The sequence below is a fragment of the Aequorivita vladivostokensis genome, assembly GCF_000952855.1.
In the GTDB taxonomy this organism is placed as follows: Bacteria; Bacteroidota; Bacteroidia; order Flavobacteriales; family Flavobacteriaceae; genus Aequorivita; species Aequorivita vladivostokensis.
Map to the genome: position 1 here is coordinate 289373 of NZ_JSVU01000004.1, position 20652 is coordinate 310024.

The window sequence follows — 20652 nt, forward strand, 5'->3', positions numbered from 1 at the left end:
CCCTAAGTAGATATTAAAAAGAAATGTATTTTTACCGCTCTTTAGTGATTCTACATACTAAAATAGAACCTTTTAAGTTTGAATATTATATAAACCGAAACCATTTTGAAGGGCACATATAAACTAACGCTATTTGTTCTCGCTGTTGTTTTTCTGGCAGCGTGTTCACGCAAAAAAAATACTTTCCTAAACCGTAATGTTCACGCGGTTACTACCGAATACAACACGCTTTATAACGGCAACATGGCGTTTACCGATGCCAAGGAGCAGTTAGCCTTTGGCTTTCGCGATAATTTTTGGGAAATACTCCCCGTAGAGCGAATTGAAATTGAAGAGGCCGAAACCAAAGCTCCCGGTGCGGCTAAGGGTCAAGGCGGCGGCGGCTTTAACCGTGCCGAGGAAAAAGCCGCAAAGGCCATCCAAAAACACTCGATGTACATTGATGGCAAGGAATACAATCCACAAATAGATGAGGCCTATATGTTGTTGGGGAAAGCGCGCTATTACGACGGCCGCTTCATTCCTGCGCTGGATGCTTTCAATTTTATTTTGGACCGCTATCCCACCAGTAACAATATAAACGTTGCAAAGGTCTGGAAAGCTAAAACCAACATTCGCCTAAAAAATGAGGAATTCGCCATTGAAAATCTCAAGAAAATGTTTGAGCAGGCCGAACTTGACGAAGAGGAAATAGCAGATGGTGCCGCAATGATGGCGCAAGCCTTTATTAACTTGGATTCGCTACAACCGGCACTTGAATATATCAAAATGGCCGCCGAAAACGTGAAGGACAAGGAGTTGAAGGGAAGATATACCTTCATCAAAGGGCAGCTTTACAACCGTTTGGGCGAAAAGGACAGTGCGAACATCGCATTTGATGAGGTGATTGATATGAACCGCAAAACCTCGCGGGCTTATTTAATAAATGCCTATTTGGAAAAGGGCAAAAATTTTGACTATGATAAGGGCGACCGCACCGCGTTTTTGGAACTTTTGCAAGACCTTGAAAAAAATCGTGAAAACCGTCCCTTCTTGGATAAAATCTACAACCAGTTTGGCGATTATTACCGCAACAGCGACAGCATTGGGACTGCCGTAAAATATTATAACAAGTCCATCAAGGCTTTTAGACAGGACCGGATTCTTCAGTCGGTAAACTATCAAACCCTTGCCGAAATTAACTTCGACCATGCAAAGTATAAGACCGCCGGGGCTTATTATGACAGTACCTTGACGTTTCTGGAAGCGAATAGCCGCCAGTGGAGACGTATCACCAAAAAACGTGAAAACCTAGACGATGTAATAAAGTATGAGGACATTGCCACAACCAACGACAGCATCCTGAAATTGACAAAAATGAGCGAGGCAGAACAACTTGCTTATTTTACGGACTATACAACTAGACTAAAGGAACAGGCAATAAAAGATTCTTTGGAAACGATAAAAGTTGAACAAAACATCGCGAATAAAGAATTCTACGAAAAAGGAAAAACAGCTTCAGGCCCAAACAAGGGAAGCACCTTCTATTTCTACAATGCTTCCACCGTGGCTTACGGAAAGGGTGAATTCAGAAAGATTTGGGGAGACCGAAAGTTGGAGGACAATTGGAGACTTTCCAGCAAAAGAACTTCGTTGATTGACAATGACGAGGAAATAGTAGCCGCTGCGCCTATTTCCGAAAACGAACTTTACAAACCACAAACGTATATATCAAAAATCCCGACCGACGAAAAGGTGATTGACAGCTTGGCGAAGGACCGAAATTTTGCATATTATCAATTGGGTCTTATTTATAAGGAAAAATTCAAGGAATACACTCTGGCGGCAAATAGGCTCGAAAAATTGCTCACTTACAGTCCGGAGGAGCGATTGGTGGTGCCGGCGAAATACAATTTGGTGAAAATTTATGAAATTCTGGAAAATCCTACAGCTTCTGATAAATATAGGAATGACATCTTAACAAATCACGGTGATACACGTTATGCAGAAATTCTCCGCAATCCAAACTCGCAATTGCCTACCGATGAATCCAGCCCTGAGTACAAGTACAAGCAATTGTACAAGGAGTTTGAAGCAGCAAAATATGCCGAGGTAATTCAAAAGGCAGATGAGTATATGATGGTTTATAATGGTAATGATATAGTTCCAAAATTTGAACTTTTAAAGGCGACCGCCATTGGCCGCCAGCAAGGTTTTGAAGCATATAAAAAAGCGCTGAATTTTGTTTCGTTAAACTATCCGAGTACCGAGGAAGGAAAACAAGCGCAGGAAATTTACAATACCACCCTGCCCTTGATCGCTTCAAAAGATTTTGTTCCCGAACAGGAAAACGAAAGCTGGAAGTTGGTGTATAAATTTAACACTGAAGAGGCGCAGGAGGCACAAAAATTAAAGGAAACATTGGACAAGGCGATAGAAGACCTGCGGTACACAAATATGTCAACCTCTATTGATTATTACGATCCCCAAACCAAGCTAGTTATAGTACACGGACTAAGAACCAAAATGGGTGCCCGTGGTTTTGGTGAAGTTTTGAAGGAAAGAAAGGAATCAAAAATAAAACATCCGTTCTTTGAAATCGCAACTCCCAATTATAAAATCATTCAAATACATAAAAATCTGGAGGATTACCTTAAGAATGATGTAAGCGAATAAAGCCCAAATTCAACAAACCGAACAACAGAATAGTAACCTTTTAAACCCACTGCTATGTTTTCAGACAAAAAAGAAAAGCGCATTGCTGCCGAACCCGGCTCTGCCCAGAATAGAATTAATGAAGGTACAAAACTTAAAGGCGATATATCTTCCACTGGTTTTTTTAGAATCGACGGCACGGTGGAAGGTACCGTAAAAACCCCATCAAAAGTAGTTTTGGGCAAATCAGGCGTCATTATAGGTAACCTTACCTGTGAAAATGCCGATATCGAAGGCAGGTTTGAGGGCAATCTTCAAGTTTCCGGAACGCTCTCTTTGAGGTCCACTGCGGTAATTGAGGGCGATGTAACCGTTGGCAAACTGGCCGTGGAACCTGGAGCTACCATGAATGCTTCTTGTGTAATGCAGGATGGCCTTCCGAAGAATACGAAAACGGAACCCAATTCCAGCGTTGATGCTTCCAAAACTCATTCCTATGACCGAAAGCCGAAGGTCAGGAATGCAGTAGAATCCTAAAACCCGGTCTAAATATTTATTGTAAATGTCGGATAACAAGAACAACCTTCGTAAATGGGCCGTCTTTTCCGGCATTGCAATACAGATGGGCGTAACTATTGGTATTGGGGTATTTGCTGGCCGAAAATTGGACGAAAGTTTTCCAAATAAATATTCCGCCTATACTATCCTATTTTCGCTTCTCGGTGTTTTTATTGCGCTTTACGCCGTTATCAAACAACTTCAGAATATGAACAAAAATGATTGAAAGTTTTGAAATTGGATAGATTTTATAAAATTCCCGCGCTATTAATTCTTATTACCCTTCCGCTTTTTTTTGTGCATAAACTGGCGGTTGAGAGCCTTTCGGAAAATTTTGTTTTTTATTATGCCGTCTGGAAAATATACCTCTTCCATTTTATAGTGGCGCTTAGTATTCTTTCCGTACTCTTTCTAATAAGCAAAAAAGCTCCAAATTATGTGGGCTACGCTTTTCTCGGCTTTGTTTTGTTGAAGATGGTTGCCGCTGTGGTGTTTTTAATTCCACTCATCAAAATGGAAAATGTTTCAAAAATACCCGATTTCATTTCTTTTTTCATTCCATATTTTATCTACCTCTTTTTGGAGATCGTGCTCACCTTAAGGCTTTTGAAGCAATCTGCAGCTTAAAGACACACAATGATTTTCAGAAAAATAAAACATTTACATCTCCCCTTTTTTTTATGGTTAAAAGTTGTACTTTTGCACAAATTTTAACGAGCACAATATTTTATAGTTATTAACATATGAGGCTTACTCAAACACTTATCGGTAGCTTAGCATTAATGTTCTTTTTATTGATGCCCCTAAAAGGTACCGCCTCGGACCCAAACCAAAACGATGGCGACGGAAAATTTGACCCGAAGGAATTAATTAATAGTCACGTATGGGATTCGCACGAATTTCATATTGCAGACTGGTCCGGACACCCCATAACCTTGGCACTCCCAGTAATCCTTTGGACAGAAAATGGCCTTACTATTTTTCCCTCCTCAGAATTTCATCACGACAATAGCGGAACTACCGTGGTAGAAGCTAACGGACAAGAGTTTGTTAAGTATAGAGAGCATATTTTTTATGCCGATCGTTTTGATAAGGAGAAATTTGAGTCGGCCAGTACTATGGGGCGACCTTTTCTGTATGAGGACAGACCTTTGGATTTCTCCATTACGAAAACGGTGTTTTCTATGATCTTGGTGTCCCTTCTTTTGATTCTTATATTCGGTTTTGCCGCACGTTCTTATAAGAAAAACAAAAAAGCGCCCAAAGGTATTTCTGGACTTTTGGAACCCGTTATTCTTTTTGTTCGTGACGAGATTGCAGTGCCTAATATCGGTACTCACAAATATCAAAAATACATGCCGCTGTTATTGACCATCTTTTTCTTTATTTGGTTGAATAACCTTATCGGCCTTATTCCATTTTTCCCGTTTAGCGGAAACGTGACAGGAAATATTATTTTCACCTTGGTGATGGCGGTTATTGTTTTCATAGTTACCATTTTCAGTGGAAACAAATATTACTGGAAACACATTCTTGCGCCTAATGTGCCAAAAGCATTATACCCTATTATGATCCCGATTGAAATTATTGGGATGTTTACAAAACCCTTTGCACTTATGGTTCGTTTATTTGCGAACATTACCGCTGGGCATATTATAATTTTGAGCCTTGTGGGCTTGATTTTTATTTTCGAAACTGCCGCCATTTCGCCGGTGTCAATAGCATTCGTACTTTTCATGAGCGTGCTGGAACTTTTGGTTGCCGCACTACAAGCCTATGTATTTACCTTGCTTGCGGCCCTGTTTATTGGTCAGGCAGTAGAGGAGCATCATTAATTATTGTTTAATTATTTTAAAACGTTTCAATTATGACAGGAACATTAGCAGCAGTAGGAGCAGGACTGGCCGTAATCGGTGCCGGAATTGGTATTGGTAAAATCGGTGGTTCAGCAATGGACGCTATCGCAAGACAGCCAGAAGCTACAGCAAAGATTCAAACCGCAATGATTATTGCAGCGGCCCTTGTAGAGGGTGTTGCACTTTTCGCAGTGGTTGTGGCATTGATTGCCTAATTTTTAAAATACAACATTTCGTGGCGGTTGGCCGCGAAATGTTGTTTTAAACAAAGAAGTTTTTAAAAAAATATCATCAAATGAATATAGTAGCACCAGAGAGTTTAATATTTTGGACCACCATCATATTTTTATTGCTTTTGTTTCTTTTGCGAAAATTTGCGTGGAAACCAATTTTGGGCGCCGTAAGATCTCGTGAAACATCTATAAACGATGCATTGGAAGCCGCCGAAAAGGCCAAGCTTGAAATGCAGAACATGCACGCAGACAATGAAAAACTGCTTCAGGAGGCCCGCGCAGAACGCGAGGCAATGATGAAGGAAGCCCGCGAGCTGAAAGCAAAGATGATTGCTGATGCCAAAGAAGATGCCAAGCTGGAAGCAGACAAAATGGTAGCCCAGGCACAAGCCGCTATCGAAAGCGAAAAGAAAGCCGCCATTGCCGAGTTGAAACAACAGGTAGCGAGCCTTTCTTTGGAAATAGCAGAAAAAGTAGTGAAGCACGAACTTTCTGACAGCGATAAGCAAATGAAGCTTGTAAATGAAATGTTGGGTGAAGCCAAATTAAACTAATTATTCAATGAGCAGAGCAGCGATACGATACGCGAAAGCAATTTTGCAGAAAGCAAACGAAAACAACACAGAAGCCGTTGTTTTTGGCGATATGCAATCTGTTTATAAAACAATTGAAGACAGCCGCGAATTGCAGGCCGTTCTTCAAAGCCCCGTAATTAAAGCCAACGATAAAAAAGATGCGCTTTTGAAAATCTTCAACGGGCAGTCAGAGGCTACGCATTCGCTAATCAATATTTTAATAGCAAACAAGCGCGCTTCCCTGTTGGGCAGTGTGGCAAAAAGCTATGTGGATATTTATAATGACCAGCAAGGAGTAAAAGCCGCAACAGTAATTACGGCCGTACCGCTTACTCCAGAAATGGAAACAAAAGTATTGGCAAAGGTGAAGGAATTAACCGGCAGTGATAAGGTAACACTCAATAGTGAAATCGATTCTGATATCATCGGAGGTTTTATTCTCCGTATGGGCGATATTCAGTACAACGCGAGTATCGCAAACCAATTAGGAAATTTAAAAAGAGAATTCAGTAAATCAATATAATAAGGAAATTAGGTTTAGTCTAACGTCTAAAATCTAACATCTAATATCTAAAAAAATGGCAGAAGTAAAACCAGCTGAAGTATCAGCAATATTAAAGCAACAACTTACAGGTTTTGAAGCAAACGCTTCCCTAGATGAAGTAGGAACTGTTTTGACCGTGGGTGACGGGATTGTTCGTGCATACGGACTCTCAAACGCCCAGTACGGCGAATTGGTTGCCTTTGAAAGTGGTCTTGAAGGTATTGTATTGAACCTTGAGGAAGACAACGTAGGTATCGTACTTTTAGGACCTTCAAAAGAAATTAAGGAAGGTTCAACCGTAAAGCGTACCCAGCGTATCGCTTCACTTAAGGTAGGTGAAGGTATTGTAGGTCGTGTGGTAAACACCTTGGGCCAGCCTATCGATGGTAAAGGTCCTATCACTGGTGAAACTTACGAAATGCCTTTGGAGCGCAAAGCGCCGGGGGTTATTTATCGTCAGCCGGTAACCGAGCCACTTCAAACTGGTATTAAGTCTATCGATGCAATGATTCCCGTGGGCCGTGGTCAGCGTGAGCTTGTAATTGGTGACCGTCAAACTGGTAAATCTACAGTTTGTATCGATACCATTATAAATCAAAAAGAATTTTACGATGCAGGAAAGCCTGTATATTGTATCTATGTAGCCATTGGGCAAAAAGCTTCAACCGTTGCGAACATCGCGCAGGTTTTGGAAGAAAAGGGAGCTTTGGCCTACACGACCATCGTTGCCGCAAACGCATCAGATCCTGCGCCAATGCAGGTGTATGCTCCTTTCGCAGGTGCTGCAATTGGTGAATATTTCCGCGACACTGGTCGTCCAGCATTGATTGTTTATGATGATCTTTCAAAACAAGCGGTAGCATACCGTGAGGTTTCACTTTTGCTTCGTCGTCCACCGGGACGTGAGGCATACCCTGGAGACGTTTTCTTCCTTCACTCAAGATTGTTGGAGCGTGCCGCTAAGGTAATTGCCGATGATGATATTGCAAAGGAAATGAACGACCTTCCAGATTCTTTGAAAGGCCTTGTAAAAGGTGGTGGATCATTGACCGCTCTTCCTATTATTGAAACACAGGCGGGTGACGTTTCGGCATATATTCCAACAAACGTAATTTCGATTACCGACGGTCAGATTTTCCTTGATGGAGATTTGTTCAACGCAGGGGTTCGTCCAGCTATTAACGTAGGTATTTCGGTATCGCGTGTGGGTGGTAACGCACAGATTAAATCGATGAAAAAAGTAGCAGGTACCTTGAAACTGGATCAGGCAGCTTTCCGTGAATTAGAAGCGTTCGCAAAATTCGGTTCCGATCTTGATGCTGCAACCTTGAACGTAATCGAAAAAGGAAAGCGTAACGTAGAAATTTTGAAACAATCTGAAAACGATCCGTACACGGTGGAAGACCAAATTGCGGTAATCTACGCAGGTTCTAAAAACCTGATGCGTAACGTGCCTGTTGAAAAAGTAAAGGAATTTGAAAGAGATTACCTGGAAATGTTGAACGTAAAGCACAGAGATACGCTAAACGATCTTAAAGCAGGTAAACTTACAGATGAGGCAATAGATGTAATGACATCTGTTGCAGCAGATCTTTCAGCAAAGTATAAGAAGTAAAAATCTCCGTGCTCTCTGTGCCTCTGTGGTTTTTTTCACCACAAAGACACAGGGAACACAGAGTAGCTTAATATAAAAACATGGCTAACTTAAAGGAAATTAGAAACAGAATATCATCCGTAAGCTCAACGATGCAGATTACCAGTGCCATGAAAATGGTTTCTGCCGCAAAGTTGAAAAAGGCCCAGGATGCTATTACGGCAATGCGCCCCTATTCTGAAAAACTTACCGAACTTTTGCAAAACCTAAGCGCCACGCTTGATGCCGATACCGGCAGCAAATATTCAGACCAGCGCGAGGTGAACAAAGTCTTGGTGGTTGCCATTACCAGTAACCGTGGTTTGGCAGGAGCTTTCAATACCAATATTATAAAAGAAGCACGCAATTTGGCAGCAAACACCTTTGCTGGCAAGCAAGTGGATTTTATGACACTCGGAAAAAAAGGTAATGATATTCTTAAAAAGAGCGGAACCATTGTTGAAAATAACAATGCTATTTTTGACGATCTTTCTTTTGAGAATACTTCAGAAATCGCCGAAAAATTGATGCTTCTTTTTTCCGAAGGGAAATATGACAAAATTATTGTTGTGTACAATAACTTCAAAAATGCGGCTACACAAATAGTGATGACTGAGCAATTTTTGCCAATTATGCCTCCCAAACCCATTGAAGGCCAAAAAGCAAAGACCAGTGAAACCTTCTACATTTTTGAACCTTCAAAAGAGGAAATTGTTGAGGCGTTAATTCCAAAGAGTTTGAAAATGCAGTTGTTCAAATCCCTGCGCGATAGCGTAGCAAGTGAGCACGGCGCACGTATGACGGCTATGCACAAAGCAACCGACAACGCAACCGAACTTCGCGATGCGTTGAAACTACAATACAACAAAGCACGTCAGGCTGCCATTACCAATGAAATCCTTGAGATTGTGGGTGGTGCCAATGCCTTGGCGGGATAAATTGCGAGGAACGAATCAATCTGTGTATTGATTAGCGTTAAGCTTAAAAAATCCAAACCCCATAGGTTTTCAAAACCTGTGGGGTTTTTTGTTAGCCCATAATTGATTACCTTCATTCAAAATTATTCAAATGAAAAAAGCACTTCTTATAGCTTTCGTTCTTTTCTGTGCCATACTGCAGGCCCAAAATCAAAAGGGAGAAATGATACTTTCAGTTGCGGTTTCTCCCTATCCAACGACGACCAACAATGAAGATGATTTTGGAACCATCGGGCTGGCCAGTTTTGAGTTTTTCGTTTCCGATAAGGTTTCCCTTTCCGGAAGTTTTTTCACTTCAAATAATACGTTAATAAAGGACAATAGCGGCGTCACGATCCATTCCTATGGTTTTGTTCCGTCCATCCATTATTACTTTGTAAACAAGGAAAGATGGAACGTTTTCGCACAAGCGGGTTACGGCTTTGGGTTCGAAGACCAAACGCAGGGATATATTGAGAACAGTGCCTTGACTATCTATAACATTGGTCCCGGCGCGCATTATCGCATTGGTGAAAAATTATATTTAAAGTTGCTGCTGCCCTACTTCAGTGCCCGGAATATTACGTTAAACGTAGATGCAGCTGATGGAATTGCAGGGTTTTTGGGTCTCGGTTTTAAATTTTAGAAATTTTGTGTTCAATATATTTGTACTTTTAATGAATGATGAAGAACATAAAATATATAGCCATCCTTTTAACGGTACCCTTGTTGCTGTTTGGATTTTCCAACTGTGGCGGAGCAAAGGCAGACGGTTTAAAAACGTCTTTTGAACAAAATCCTCCCTTTAAAATTTCCGATGCATATTACCAAAATTGGGTTGCGGGCGTAAAGGAAGGCGGTTCTGGCACCAACGTGCACATTATCTTCAGCGAAATCCAACCCGATGTGGTTATTCAGAATATATATTTCAGAAACCATATTCTTGAGGCAAAGGGCAATATAAACGAGCCAAAACAATTTGTGGGCTATCTTAAAAAGGAGTCCCAACGCGATGTAATTATGGATGCCGACCCGATGAAAGAAGTCCAAAATACTCCATCGAAAGCATTTCCGTTTCAGTTGGAAAACAATCAAGCTGTTTTGGAGTATTGGTTTGAAGGAAAAAAGCATTATTTCAAAATTTCCAATCTTTCGGAAAAGGAAATGATTCCCTATCCGCAAGCGAATCCAAACCAACATGAATAGTTATGCAGACTATCAATCTGGAAGAAAAGTTTTCAACCTTTAAAAAGCATTGGCATCCGCACCAAATAGCCATTGTGGACAATATGCAAGTGCTTTTGGCGAAGTTGAAGGACGAATTTGTATGGCACAAGCACGAGGAAGAAGATGAATTGTTTTTAGTGCAAAAGGGCACTTTGGAAATGCACTTTCGCGATAAAGTTGAAATCGTTTCCGAAGGCGAAATAATCGTGGTTCCAAAAGGTGTGGAACATTGCCCAAAAACGCAGAATGGCGAAGAGGTACACGTGCTTCTTTTTGAAAAACTTTCCACAAAACACACTGGGAATGTAACTTCGGAAAAAACCGTTTCCGAATATCCTAAAATTTAAAAAACCTCGAATACACGAATTATTAGATCTAAATAATTCGTGTATTCGTGGTAAAAAAAATATGAAAATACTTCACTTAGACAAAAACCATCCGCTTCTGCTGGAAAAACTTTCCGAAGCAGGATTTATAAATGAAGAAAACTACAAAGCCTCAAAAGCTGAAATTGAGGAAATTATTTCAGGTTACGAAGGAATCGTGATTCGAAGCCGTTTCAACATTGACAAACAATTTCTCGATGCAGCCAAAAACCTGAAATTTATTGCCCGGGTTGGCGCCGGTCTGGAAAGCATCGATACCGAATATGCCGAAAAACTGGGTGTAAAATTGATCGCCGCGCCCGAAGGCAATAGAAACGCCGTGGGCGAACATGCGCTCGGGATGCTTCTTTCGCTATTCAACAACCTAACTAAAGCCGACAGCGAAGTTAAAAATGGCCTTTGGAACCGTGAAGCCAACCGTGGGATAGAACTGGACGGAAAAACCGTTGGAATCATCGGGTACGGCAATATGGGCAAAGCGTTCGCAAAAAAACTTCGTGGGTTTGACTGCGAAGTGCTCTGTTTCGACATAAAAGAAAATGTGGGCGATGAAAACGCAAAACAGGTTTCATTGCAGAAACTTCAACAGAACGCAGATGTTTTGAGCCTCCACACCCCGTGGACGCCGTTGACGGACAAAATGATAAATTCAGAATTTATCAATTCGTTTTCAAAACCGTTTTGGCTCATAAATACCGCTCGCGGTAAAAGTGTGGTCACGGCCGATTTGGTTTCGGCATTAAAAGCTGGAAAAATCCTCGGCGCGGGATTGGATGTTTTGGAATTTGAAAAACTATCTTTTGAAACGCTTTTTGATTCGGACAATCTTCCCAATTCCTTAAAAGAACTGTTCGCGATGGACAATGTAATTCTAAGTCCGCACATTGCCGGATGGACGGTTGAAAGCAAAGAAAAATTGGCAACGGTTATTGCGGAAAAAATAATTGAAAATTTCAAAAAATAATATAAATGAAAAAAAGAGTCACGGGCATTGGCGGCATATTTTTTAAGACCAAAAATCCCGATAAAACTAAGGAATGGTATAAAAACCATTTGGGACTGAACACCGATAATTACGGCTGTACTTTTTGGTGGCAGGACGAAAACGGCAACAAATGCTCAACGCAATGGAGCCCATTTAATGCAGACACCAACTACTTTTCGCCCAGCGAAAAAGAATTTATGGTTAACTACCGGGTGGAAAACTTGGAAGAATTACTGAAAGTTTTAAAAGAAGAAGGTGTAACAATTGTGGGCGAGATGCAGACCTATGATTACGGAAAATTCGGCTGGATACTCGATCCCGATGGAAATAAAATTGAACTTTGGGAACCGGTGGACGAAGCATTTCTATAAATTTAATTACATTTAAACCAATTTTTAAACCAATCAAAAAGAAATGGAACAACAAACAACCGAAAACTGGAATCAGCCCTCACAGCCATATCCGCAAGAAAACAAGAAAGTTCTGGCGGGCATTTTGGGTATTTTACTGGGAGGCTTTGGCATTCACAAATTCATTTTGGGATACACCCAAGAAGGCATTATCCAAATAATAATTACCGTTGTAACCTGTGGAATAGGCAGTATCATCGGTCTAATTGAGGGCATTATCTACCTTACCAAAAGCGATGAGGAATTTTACCAAACCTATCAAGTAGGTAAAAAAGGATGGTTTTAAAAAATATTGGCCTTTGGAAATTTTTTCAAAGGCCTTTTAGTTGTATCACGTTAAAAGAAAGATAAATGAGCAACTACGGCGCAATTCCCAATTTAATTTATAGCGATGCCAATGCCGCGGTTTCATTTTTGAAAAAGGCGTTCGGATTTAAGGAGCACGGTGTTTATAAAGACGACAACGGCAACATATTTCACGCACATCTAATATTGGGCAAGGCTTTGGTAATGGTAAATACATTCAATCCCGACACCGCATTTGGTAAAATGCTGAACCTCCCCAAAAACCTTAACGGTTACAATACCCAAACACCTTATTTTATAATTGAGCATGTTGATGAACATTACAAGAATTCAAAAGCAAATGGCGCTGAAATAGTAATGGAAATTAAAGACGAAGACTACGGTGGCCGTGGCTACAGCTGCAAAGATCCCGAAGGAAATATTTGGAGCTTTGGAAGCTATAATCCATTTTCAGAAAAGTAAAATTTAAAAAAATAAAGCTATGAGAATCATCCTTTCAACCCTTGCCGCAGTGTTGCTTTGCGTGAGTTGCAAAAATCCAAAAAATGAAGAAATCTCTTCGGAAAATGTGAAAGTTGCTACCGAGCAATTATGCTTCAGAAATGAATATCCCTTCCCCGACAGCACCGAAAATATCGACGTTCTAAACCTTGACCTGCAAATAAAGGGCGATTTGGTAACGGGCAATTACAATTGGCTGCCTGCATTGAAAGACCAGCGCAACGGAACCTTGGTGGGGACAATTCAAAATAAAACCATCAACGCAACCTATCGCTATATGCAAGAAGGCATGGAAGCTACAGCCGAAATAACAATTATGCTTAAAGATGATAAGGCCATTGTAACGGGAGACAATCCCCAATCCGGATTGGATACGGAGGTCGCAAAAATTGATTGTAGCTCTAAATAAGGGCTTTATGGTTGGAGAGGCTATAAAGATTTCTTAATACTGAATTTTTAATTCTCTTGCTTAAGTACTGCTACAATTTGCGGCACATCTTTCTTTTCAAAGAAATAAATGGTTTTTACCAAATATCTCAAAATCCAGCTTTTTTGATGGATCAACTTGTCGGCAAGCGTTGCAATTATAGTATCACGCGTTTTTATTTCTTCCTTTTTACTATGTGAAAAATGATACTGGTTGGCGAAAAGCCATGCGCCGTCCCGTGCTACGTTTATACTGAAACTAACCAGCTTGTCCTCGCGGCCTTTTCCAAATCTATCCAGCAAACCGAACAAGGGCGATACCGAAATAATCTTGGCTTCCACATTTGCGATCATTGAACCGAGAATAGCATTTATTTTATGGAAATCGTTCTCAAAATCCATCAACTCGCCATCATCGACCACGGTTTCTGCAACGGCAATTCCCAAATCCAGATTTATATGCGCATTGATGCCCAACAGCAGATGCTGCATAATCAACAAATTTCCCTTTTTTGCAGCTTCAAAGGCTTTTTTCCAACTTTTAGTAAAAGGTTTTTTTTTGCCTAAACATTCGTAAGCCTCAATATATCTGTTCGCGAAGAGCACGTCCAGCTTTTCCATGCGCGGATTGTTTTCGAATTCATTGTTGAGAATTCCCTCTTTTATGCGAACGGTAACTTTTCTGTAAAGTATAGGGAAATATGCCATACAGGAGTTTTTGGCACATTCGGCGTCGATAATATTGTCCAACCGTGCTATAACCTCATCAATAGTTTTTGCAGCCATATTGAACAGTTTTTAAAATCGAATTAATCGGGATTTACTTTTTCGTTTGAAGTTTCCGTATCGGCACCGTCACCATTTTTATCTGAATATTTCTTTTCAAGCTCTGCCTGAAATTCCTCCATCACAGGCTTTACCGTACTTTCGGGCAAGTCTGCTATTCGGATGTACATCAACCCGTCAACAGCATTATTAAAAAGAGGATCTACGTTGAAGGCCACAACCTTTGCATTCTGTTTGATATATTTTTTGATAAGCACTGGCAACCGAAGGCTTCCCGGCTCCACTTCGTCAATTATTTTATCGAATTTATTGAGGTCAGCCTCGCTCTCGTCAAAGATAAAATCCTTGTCTGCATCTTTCAGTTTTACCTTGTATTCCTTTTTTGGGTTGATGTATTGCGCCACATAGGGGTCGTAATAGTTTGATTTCATAAACTCGATCATCAAACTTTTTGAGAATTCCGAAAACTTGTTGCTGATGCTCACACCGCCAATTAAATAACGGTGTTCGGGATAGCGCAGGGTCGTGTGGACAATTCCTTTCCAAAGAAGAAAAAGCGGCATCGGGCGCTGTTGGTATTCCTTTATGATGAAAGCGCGGCCCATCTCGATGGATTTGCTCATCATTTCATACAGTTCGGGCTCAAAACGAAACAGATCCTGCAGATAAAAACCATTGATCCCAAAACGCGGAAAAATCTCCGAACCGAGCCCCATTCGGTAAGCTCCGGCCATTTTCTGGGCATCGTTGTCCCACAAAAACATATGGTGGTAGTAGCTGTCAAACTTATCGAGATCGGTGCTGTTATTAGTACCCTCGCCAACTTCGCGGAAGGTGATTTCACGTAGCCTTCCTATTTCTTGAAGTATATAGGGAATGGTATTGGCACGCGCCAAAAAAACCTCATAATTTTTGCTGATAAGGAGACGTTTGTCGTCCTGCCGAAGCTTTTCTATTTCTGCTTCCATCGCTTTTAGCGGAATGGGTCCGGCAATTTTCTTCGGCGGTTTTGGAAATTTCAGCGTTTTCGGGATGTTGTCCAATAACTTTTTCTTTTGAAATGCATTGGAAAGCATATAGGTCTTCTTCCGAAGAAATTCGGTAAAAACAGGCAACGCCTCGTGTTCCTTTTGGTCTTCCACAGAAATAGCGTTGCCAATCCTAACTTTTATCAGGCGCTCTTTCTGCGTGAGCAGTTCCGAAGGCAATTTGGCAGTGCGCAAAGTGTCGCTCATTTTGGCCAAATGATAGAACAGCTTGCTGTTCTTAGCGTGAAAATAGATAGGCACCACGGGTACTTCGGCTTTTTTTACCAACTTCATCGCGGCTTCTTCCCAAGGTTTGTCAACCAATAATTTTCCGTCTCTATATGTTGAAACCTCTCCTGCGGGGAAAATTCCCAAGGGATGGCCTTCCTGCAAATGTTTCAGCGCAGATTTAAAACCGATAATACTCGATTTTACATCCTTTCTGTCCTCAAAAGGATTTACGGGCATTACATAGGGTTTCAGCGGTTCAATACGATGCAAAAGGAAATTGGCGACAATTTTGAAATCGGGACGATGCTCCAGCAGTAATTTTAGTAGCAATATGCCGTCGATACCTCCCAGGGGATGGTTTGAAATAGTTATAAAAGCTCCTGTTTTTGGTATTCTTCGCAGGTCTTCCTCCGGAATTTCAAACTTGATTTCAAACTCCTCAATAAGTGCATTGATAAAATCGAGATCTTTTAAATGCTTTTTTTTGTCGTAAATTTTGTTGAGGGTGGTAATGTTTAAAACCTTCATCAATGACCAGCCCATAAAAGTGCCCAGAAAGCCAAATTTATCGACGTTTATTGCTTTTGCAACTTCCTTAGCATTGACTAATCCCATGAAATATTTTGGTTGTTTGTGTTCAACAAATATAACGAATGCAAACGATACTATTCCTTAATAACCAACTGCACCGTCTCCTTGCTTTCCTGCTTCAAAAGCACATTTTTATTTTCCGCAAGTGCCTTTACTTCAGTGGGGTTAAAATGCCGGATGGTGTACAGCGCAACGTTTTCGTTCCATTTTACGCTAAATTTTTCGCGAAGCTTCGCCAACAATGCCTCCAAATTGTTGAATTTGTCGTTCACACACACCGAAAAACTGATGGCTGAGTTTTGGATCATTTCAACCTTCATTTTATACTTATGAAGCCATTTGAAAACGTCGCCAATATTGTCTTCCATCATAAATGAAAAGTCCAATGACGACAGTGAAATGAGCACCAAACCCTTTTTCAAAATAAAACACGAAGTCTGCGGATCGAGCGTAACGCCCTTGCCCACGCAGGTTCCGGGAGCGGTTGGGTTTAAAAATGATTTCACAAAAAGTGGAATTTCCTTTCGCTGCAATGGCTGGAGCGTTTTCGGGTGAATTACCGAGGCGCCGTAAAATGCAAGCTCAATCGCCTCGCGGTAGCTTATGTGGTTCAACAATTGGGTTTGGGTAAAATAGCGCGGATCGGCATTCAATACGCCGGGAACGTCTTTCCAAATAGTTACATTTTCAGCATTCAAACAATAAGCAAAAATTGCCGCGGTGTAATCACTGCCCTCACGACCGAGCGTGGTGGTAAAATTATTGCTGTTCTCGGCCCCCAAAAAACCTTGGGTAACGGTTATTCCTTTGGGGCTGACTTTTTCTGAAATTTTCTTTTGCGTCTTTTCCCAAGCCACGTTTGCATCGCGATAGTTGGCATCGGTCTTTATGCACTGTCGCACATCTAGCCAGGTATTGTTGATTCCGTTTTCGGAAAAATATGCTGAAACTATTTTTGAAGAAATAATTTCGCCGAAGGAAACAACTTGGTCATAAACAAAAGCATGGTTTTTGGATTTATTGGTTTCCAAAAAACGCTTCAGTTCTTTAAAAGTCTTGTCCAATTCTGCAAAGGCAGGATGCGAGGTAGCCGAAAATAGACCCGTGAGAATTTTATAGTGAAAATCATATACGGAATGCAAGGCGTTTTTTACGTCGCCCGTTTCAGAAAAGTATGCCTGGACCACCTCTTCCAAGGCATTGGTGGTTTTTCCCATCGCGGAAATAATTATTACCAGATCTTTTTCCCCCGTTTGCGCAATAACGGAAACTACATTTTTAACGCTTTCGGCATCTTTTGTGGACGCTCCGCCAAATTTGAATATTTTCATGGGCATTTCATAGATAAAAAGCTTACCACGAATACACGAATGTTATTATAAAAATTTATTCGTGTATTCGTGGTCAAATTTATTTTACACTTGATTTTTCAATATAATTTTTTAGTCCCTTTTCGTCCATATGCACTACGCGCCAAGTCTTTAAAATATCGGCACCGCTGCGCTCATAAAAACGGATGGCCCCGGTATTCCAGTCCAAAACGTCCCACGCCACGCGCTTTAGACCGCGGTCATAGGCAAACTGCATGACCTCTTTGTAAAGTGCTTCGCCAATGCCTTTGCCCCGTTCGGATTCCTGTACGATTAAATCTTCCAAATGGAGGGTGCGCCCTTTCCAGGTTGAAAAACGAAAATATATCAAAGCTGCGCCAACAATTCCATTTTCCGATTCTGCAACAAAGCACGTAAACAGTGGATTTTCGCCAAAACCTTCGCGCTCCAAATCTGCCACTGAAATTTCAACCGCATCGGGTTCTTTTTCAAAAACGGCAAGCTCTTTTATGAGTTCCAAAACTTGCGGCATATCTTCTTTAACGGCTTCTCTAATTTTCATAATCCTTTCAACTTCAACTTCAACTTCAACTTCAACTTCAACTTCACCTTCGATTTTGATTTCGATTTCGATTTCAGTTTGGTTTTCCCTGCGCAAATATCGGTTCAATTTCTTAAAAATCCCGATATTTGCGTGAAATTCAGGAACCCCTACAATCCCATGGCAAAAATAAATCAATCCCTCGGCGAGTTTATAATTGAAAATCAAAGCGAGTTCAAATACTCTTCAGGCGAACTTTCGCGATTAATCAATTCCATCCGTCTGGCGGCAAAAGTGGTAAACCACAAAGTGAACAAAGCCGGATTGGTTGATATTTTGGGAACCGCGGGAAACAGCAATATACAGGGCGAGGATCAACAAAAGTTGGATGTTTTTGCAAATGAAGTTTTTATAAATACGCTCACTAATCGTGAAATTGTCTGCGGAATTGCCAGCGAGGAAGAGGACGATTTTATCACCATAAAAGGCCGAAACGAAAAGAACGACAATAAATATGTGGTGTTGATGGATCCGTTGGATGGTTCTTCAAACATAGACGTGAATGTTTCCGTAGGAACTATTTTTTCTATTTTCAGAAGAATTACACCTTCGGGAACTCCCGTAACCATTGAGGATTTTCTTCAACCCGGCATAAATCAAGTAGCTGCTGGGTATATAGTTTATGGCACTTCAACAATGATTGTTTACACCACTGGCCACGGCGTAAATGGTTTTACTTTGAATCCTGCTATTGGCACCTACTATCTTTCGCACCCTAATATGAAATTTCCAGAAAATGGAAAAATTTATTCGGTAAACGAAGGCAATTACGTACACTTTCCGCAGGGCGTGAAAGATTACATTAAATACTGCCAGAAAGAGGAGGATGACCGTCCGTACACCTCGCGATATATAGGTTCGTTGGTTTCCGATTTCCATCGAAATATGATAAAGGGAGGAATCTATATTTATCCTAACACTTCAAAAGACCCGAACGGAAAACTTAGGCTGCTGTATGAGTGCAACCCGATGGCCATGATTGCAGAACAGGCCGGTGGAAAGGCCAGTAATGGTTATGAGAGAATACTCGAAATTAAACCCACCACCTTGCACCAGCGAGTTCCGTTTTTCTGCGGAAGTACCAAAATGGTGGAAAAGGCGGAGGAATTTATGAAAGCCAATTAACTTCAGAGGAGAATTTCCAAAATTGTAAATAATAAAAAAGCTCCATTTGTGGAGCTTTTTTTGTGTTTGAGAAATAGTTCCCTTTCGGGAGATAGGACTCTTATTTTCTATTCAGTAGATATCGATAATCTTCAAAGCTTAATCCGCCACTATAGATTGCAATCGATCTTTTTATTAAATCCTGTGCAATCTCTGCGGTATAGCCAAGCCCGATGGCGTATTTCTCAATCAAGAAACGCTCGTGGTCATCAATCTCGTGATCGGCAAAAATAATTTGAAACAAATCGTGTATACGTTCCAATCGTCTTTCGGAAGAGTTTGGCGGATTTATCGGATATTTCCCTGGATTCTTTAAAACGGCAGTATATTCATCTTCATCAATATCCAATTTGCGCGCAAAACGCTTCAACATTTTTTCCTCTTCTGGGTTCAATTCCCCATCTATGGACGCCATATTTGCTATAGAAGCAAAGTGCCCCAAATTTCGGGTATGTTCCCCGCTTTCGAATAAATCTGTAAATGACATAATTTGGTTTGTTTAAGCTACAAATATAAAACTTGTTAACGACAATTGCGAGCAATGGGAAGCAATCTGCCCAAGTTTTTTCAATAATTTTTAAAGGCCATTCACCCTAAACTTTTCTTAATTGGAAAGAAAAATCAACCCAAAACCTTATTTTTAAACTGCTATTGAAAAGAAATAAATGAAGCAACCACTACTGGTCTTTAACGAGAAGGGCATTTACTGCCAAAAAGCCGATGTTTATATCGATGCTTGGCGGCCCGTAGATAAGTGCATCGTTACCCACGGCCACGCCGATCACAGCCGGTGGGGGCATAAACAATACATTACGCACACCCATAATGTTCCTATAATCAAACACCGTTTGGGTGAAATTTCCGTAACAGGAAAGGCTTGGAACGAAACCTTTACAATAAATGGCGTGAAATTTTCCCTGCATCCTGCCGGCCATATTATGGCTTCATCACAGGTTCGAGTGGAATATAAAGGCGAAGTCTGGGTTTTCACAGGTGATTTCAAAACCGAAGATGATGGCTTAGCTGAGGTTTACGAACCCGTAAAATGCCACACGTTTATTACGGAATGTACTTTCGGTTTGCCCGCCTTTAAATGGGAGCCGCAAGCGGAAGTTTTTAAGGATATAAACGAATGGTGGGCAACCAACAAGAGTGAAGGCAGAACCTCAATTCTTTTCGGTTACAGCTTGGGGAAAGCACAGCGTTTGCTGAAACATTTGGACACTTCCATCGGAAAAATATACACCCACGGCGCCGTTGAAAATATGACGGAAGTAGTTAGGGAAAATTATAAACTACCCAAAACTACTTTAATAACGCGCGATACTTCCAAGGAAGAAATAAAGGGAAATATAATCGTCGCCCCACCGAGCGCCCACGGCAGTACGTGGATTAGACGTTTTGTGCCGTACGTAACCGCTTCCGCCAGCGGCTGGATGACCTTTCGCGGCGCGCGAAGAAGACGCGCAATTGACCGCGGCTTCGTTTTGAGCGACCACGCCGATTGGGAAGGTTTGCTTTCTGCAATCGACGCTACGGGTTGCGAAAAAGTAATCGCAACGCACGGTTATACTGATATTTTTGCGCGTTATTTAAGGGAAGAATTGGGCTACGACGCCCGAACCGAAAAAACCCAATACGAAGAGGAAAGTGCCGAAATTGATAAGAAAATTGAAAATGAGGATTAAGC

25 protein-coding genes are annotated in these 20652 nt (G+C 41.1%); 20 read left to right on the forward strand and 5 right to left on the reverse strand.

Annotated features, from left to right (window positions below; genetic code table 11):
* Positions 1-105: 105 nt before the first annotated feature.
* From porW to MB09_RS08400, 18 genes are all read left to right on the forward strand, one after another.
* Entirely contained in the window at positions 106-2655 is a 2550-nt protein-coding gene (gene porW, locus MB09_RS08315; RefSeq protein WP_045080435.1) for a type IX secretion system periplasmic lipoprotein PorW/SprE, read from the forward strand.
* A gap of 54 nt (positions 2656-2709) precedes the next feature.
* Positions 2710-3171, forward strand: coding sequence for a bactofilin family protein (locus MB09_RS08320; RefSeq protein WP_045080436.1), 462 nt, complete (start codon positions 2710-2712; stop codon positions 3169-3171).
* Positions 3172-3196: 25 nt separating this feature from the next.
* Positions 3197-3418 carry an AtpZ/AtpI family protein gene (locus MB09_RS08325; RefSeq protein ID WP_045080437.1) on the forward strand — a complete coding sequence of 74 codons (222 nt, stop codon included), beginning with the start codon at positions 3197-3199 and terminating at the stop codon, positions 3416-3418.
* Positions 3415-3819 (forward strand): DUF6168 family protein, encoded by a 405-nt coding sequence (locus MB09_RS08330; RefSeq protein ID WP_052671324.1) that lies wholly within the window; start codon positions 3415-3417, stop codon positions 3817-3819. The genes MB09_RS08325 and MB09_RS08330 overlap by 4 nt, the downstream gene beginning before the upstream one ends.
* Before the next feature lie 116 nt (positions 3820-3935).
* Entirely contained in the window at positions 3936-5027 is a 1092-nt protein-coding gene (gene atpB / locus MB09_RS08335; RefSeq protein ID WP_045080438.1) for a F0F1 ATP synthase subunit A, read from the forward strand.
* A gap of 32 nt (positions 5028-5059) precedes the next feature.
* A complete protein-coding gene (gene atpE / locus MB09_RS08340; protein ID WP_045080439.1) occupies positions 5060-5263 on the forward strand; it encodes an ATP synthase F0 subunit C in 204 nt (67 codons plus the stop codon).
* Positions 5264-5343: 80 nt separating this feature from the next.
* A complete protein-coding gene (locus MB09_RS08345) occupies positions 5344-5835 on the forward strand; it encodes a F0F1 ATP synthase subunit B (protein WP_045080440.1) in 492 nt (163 codons plus the stop codon).
* Positions 5836-5842: 7 nt separating this feature from the next.
* Complete coding sequence (gene atpH, locus MB09_RS08350) at positions 5843-6379, forward strand: ATP synthase F1 subunit delta (RefSeq protein WP_045080441.1); 537 nt, start codon at positions 5843-5845, stop codon at positions 6377-6379.
* 55 nt (positions 6380-6434) lie between these two features.
* Positions 6435-8015, forward strand: coding sequence for a F0F1 ATP synthase subunit alpha (gene atpA, locus MB09_RS08355; RefSeq protein ID WP_045080442.1), 1581 nt, complete (start codon positions 6435-6437; stop codon positions 8013-8015).
* Positions 8016-8095: 80 nt separating this feature from the next.
* The gene (gene atpG, locus MB09_RS08360) at positions 8096-8971 is read left to right on the forward strand and encodes an ATP synthase F1 subunit gamma (RefSeq protein ID WP_045080443.1); all 876 of its coding nucleotides are present in this window, start codon (positions 8096-8098) and stop codon (positions 8969-8971) included.
* Between the two features lie 130 nt (positions 8972-9101).
* On the forward strand, positions 9102-9635 hold the full coding sequence (locus MB09_RS08365) for an outer membrane beta-barrel protein (protein ID WP_045080444.1): 534 nt from the start codon (positions 9102-9104) through the stop codon (positions 9633-9635).
* Between the two features lie 35 nt (positions 9636-9670).
* A complete protein-coding gene (locus MB09_RS08370) occupies positions 9671-10195 on the forward strand; it encodes a hypothetical protein (protein ID WP_045080445.1) in 525 nt (174 codons plus the stop codon).
* Positions 10196-10197: 2 nt separating this feature from the next.
* Positions 10198-10563, forward strand: coding sequence for a cupin domain-containing protein (locus MB09_RS08375; protein ID WP_045080446.1), 366 nt, complete (start codon positions 10198-10200; stop codon positions 10561-10563).
* A 61-nt stretch (positions 10564-10624) separates the two neighbouring features.
* Positions 10625-11566 (forward strand): 2-hydroxyacid dehydrogenase, encoded by a 942-nt coding sequence (locus tag MB09_RS08380; RefSeq protein WP_045080447.1) that lies wholly within the window; start codon positions 10625-10627, stop codon positions 11564-11566.
* A 5-nt stretch (positions 11567-11571) separates the two neighbouring features.
* Positions 11572-11958, forward strand: coding sequence for a VOC family protein (locus MB09_RS08385; protein ID WP_045080448.1), 387 nt, complete (start codon positions 11572-11574; stop codon positions 11956-11958).
* Positions 11959-12001: 43 nt separating this feature from the next.
* Entirely contained in the window at positions 12002-12283 is a 282-nt protein-coding gene (locus tag MB09_RS08390) for a TM2 domain-containing protein (protein WP_045080449.1), read from the forward strand.
* Between the two features lie 65 nt (positions 12284-12348).
* Positions 12349-12765 (forward strand): VOC family protein, encoded by a 417-nt coding sequence (locus tag MB09_RS08395; RefSeq protein WP_045080450.1) that lies wholly within the window; start codon positions 12349-12351, stop codon positions 12763-12765.
* A gap of 19 nt (positions 12766-12784) precedes the next feature.
* A complete protein-coding gene (locus tag MB09_RS08400; RefSeq protein ID WP_045080451.1) occupies positions 12785-13213 on the forward strand; it encodes a hypothetical protein in 429 nt (142 codons plus the stop codon).
* A gap of 47 nt (positions 13214-13260) precedes the next feature.
* On the opposite strand, the gene MB09_RS08405 is transcribed toward MB09_RS08400, so the two are convergent.
* The 4 genes from MB09_RS08405 to MB09_RS08420 form a co-directional block, all read right to left on the reverse strand.
* A complete protein-coding gene (locus tag MB09_RS08405) occupies positions 13261-14016 on the reverse strand; it encodes a DUF5995 family protein (RefSeq protein ID WP_045080452.1) in 756 nt (251 codons plus the stop codon).
* 23 nt (positions 14017-14039) lie between these two features.
* Positions 14040-15890 (reverse strand): GNAT family N-acyltransferase, encoded by a 1851-nt coding sequence (locus tag MB09_RS08410; protein WP_045080453.1) that lies wholly within the window; start codon positions 15888-15890, stop codon positions 14040-14042.
* A gap of 50 nt (positions 15891-15940) precedes the next feature.
* Complete coding sequence (locus tag MB09_RS08415) at positions 15941-17197, reverse strand: aspartate kinase (protein WP_045080454.1); 1257 nt, start codon at positions 17195-17197, stop codon at positions 15941-15943.
* 79 nt (positions 17198-17276) lie between these two features.
* On the reverse strand, positions 17277-17936 hold the full coding sequence (locus MB09_RS08420) for a GNAT family N-acetyltransferase (protein ID WP_317619477.1): 660 nt from the start codon (positions 17934-17936) through the stop codon (positions 17277-17279).
* On the opposite strand from MB09_RS08420, the gene fbp reads away from it, so the two are divergent.
* On the forward strand, positions 17919-18923 hold the full coding sequence (gene fbp / locus MB09_RS08425; protein WP_045080455.1) for a class 1 fructose-bisphosphatase: 1005 nt from the start codon (positions 17919-17921) through the stop codon (positions 18921-18923). The genes MB09_RS08420 and fbp overlap by 18 nt on opposite strands.
* 100 nt (positions 18924-19023) lie before the next feature.
* On the opposite strand, the gene MB09_RS08430 is transcribed toward fbp, so the two are convergent.
* Entirely contained in the window at positions 19024-19449 is a 426-nt protein-coding gene (locus MB09_RS08430; protein WP_045080456.1) for a tellurite resistance TerB family protein, read from the reverse strand.
* Between the two features lie 178 nt (positions 19450-19627).
* On the opposite strand from MB09_RS08430, the gene MB09_RS08435 reads away from it, so the two are divergent.
* Entirely contained in the window at positions 19628-20650 is a 1023-nt protein-coding gene (locus tag MB09_RS08435; protein WP_045080457.1) for a ligase-associated DNA damage response exonuclease, read from the forward strand.
* Positions 20651-20652 lie beyond the last annotated feature (2 nt).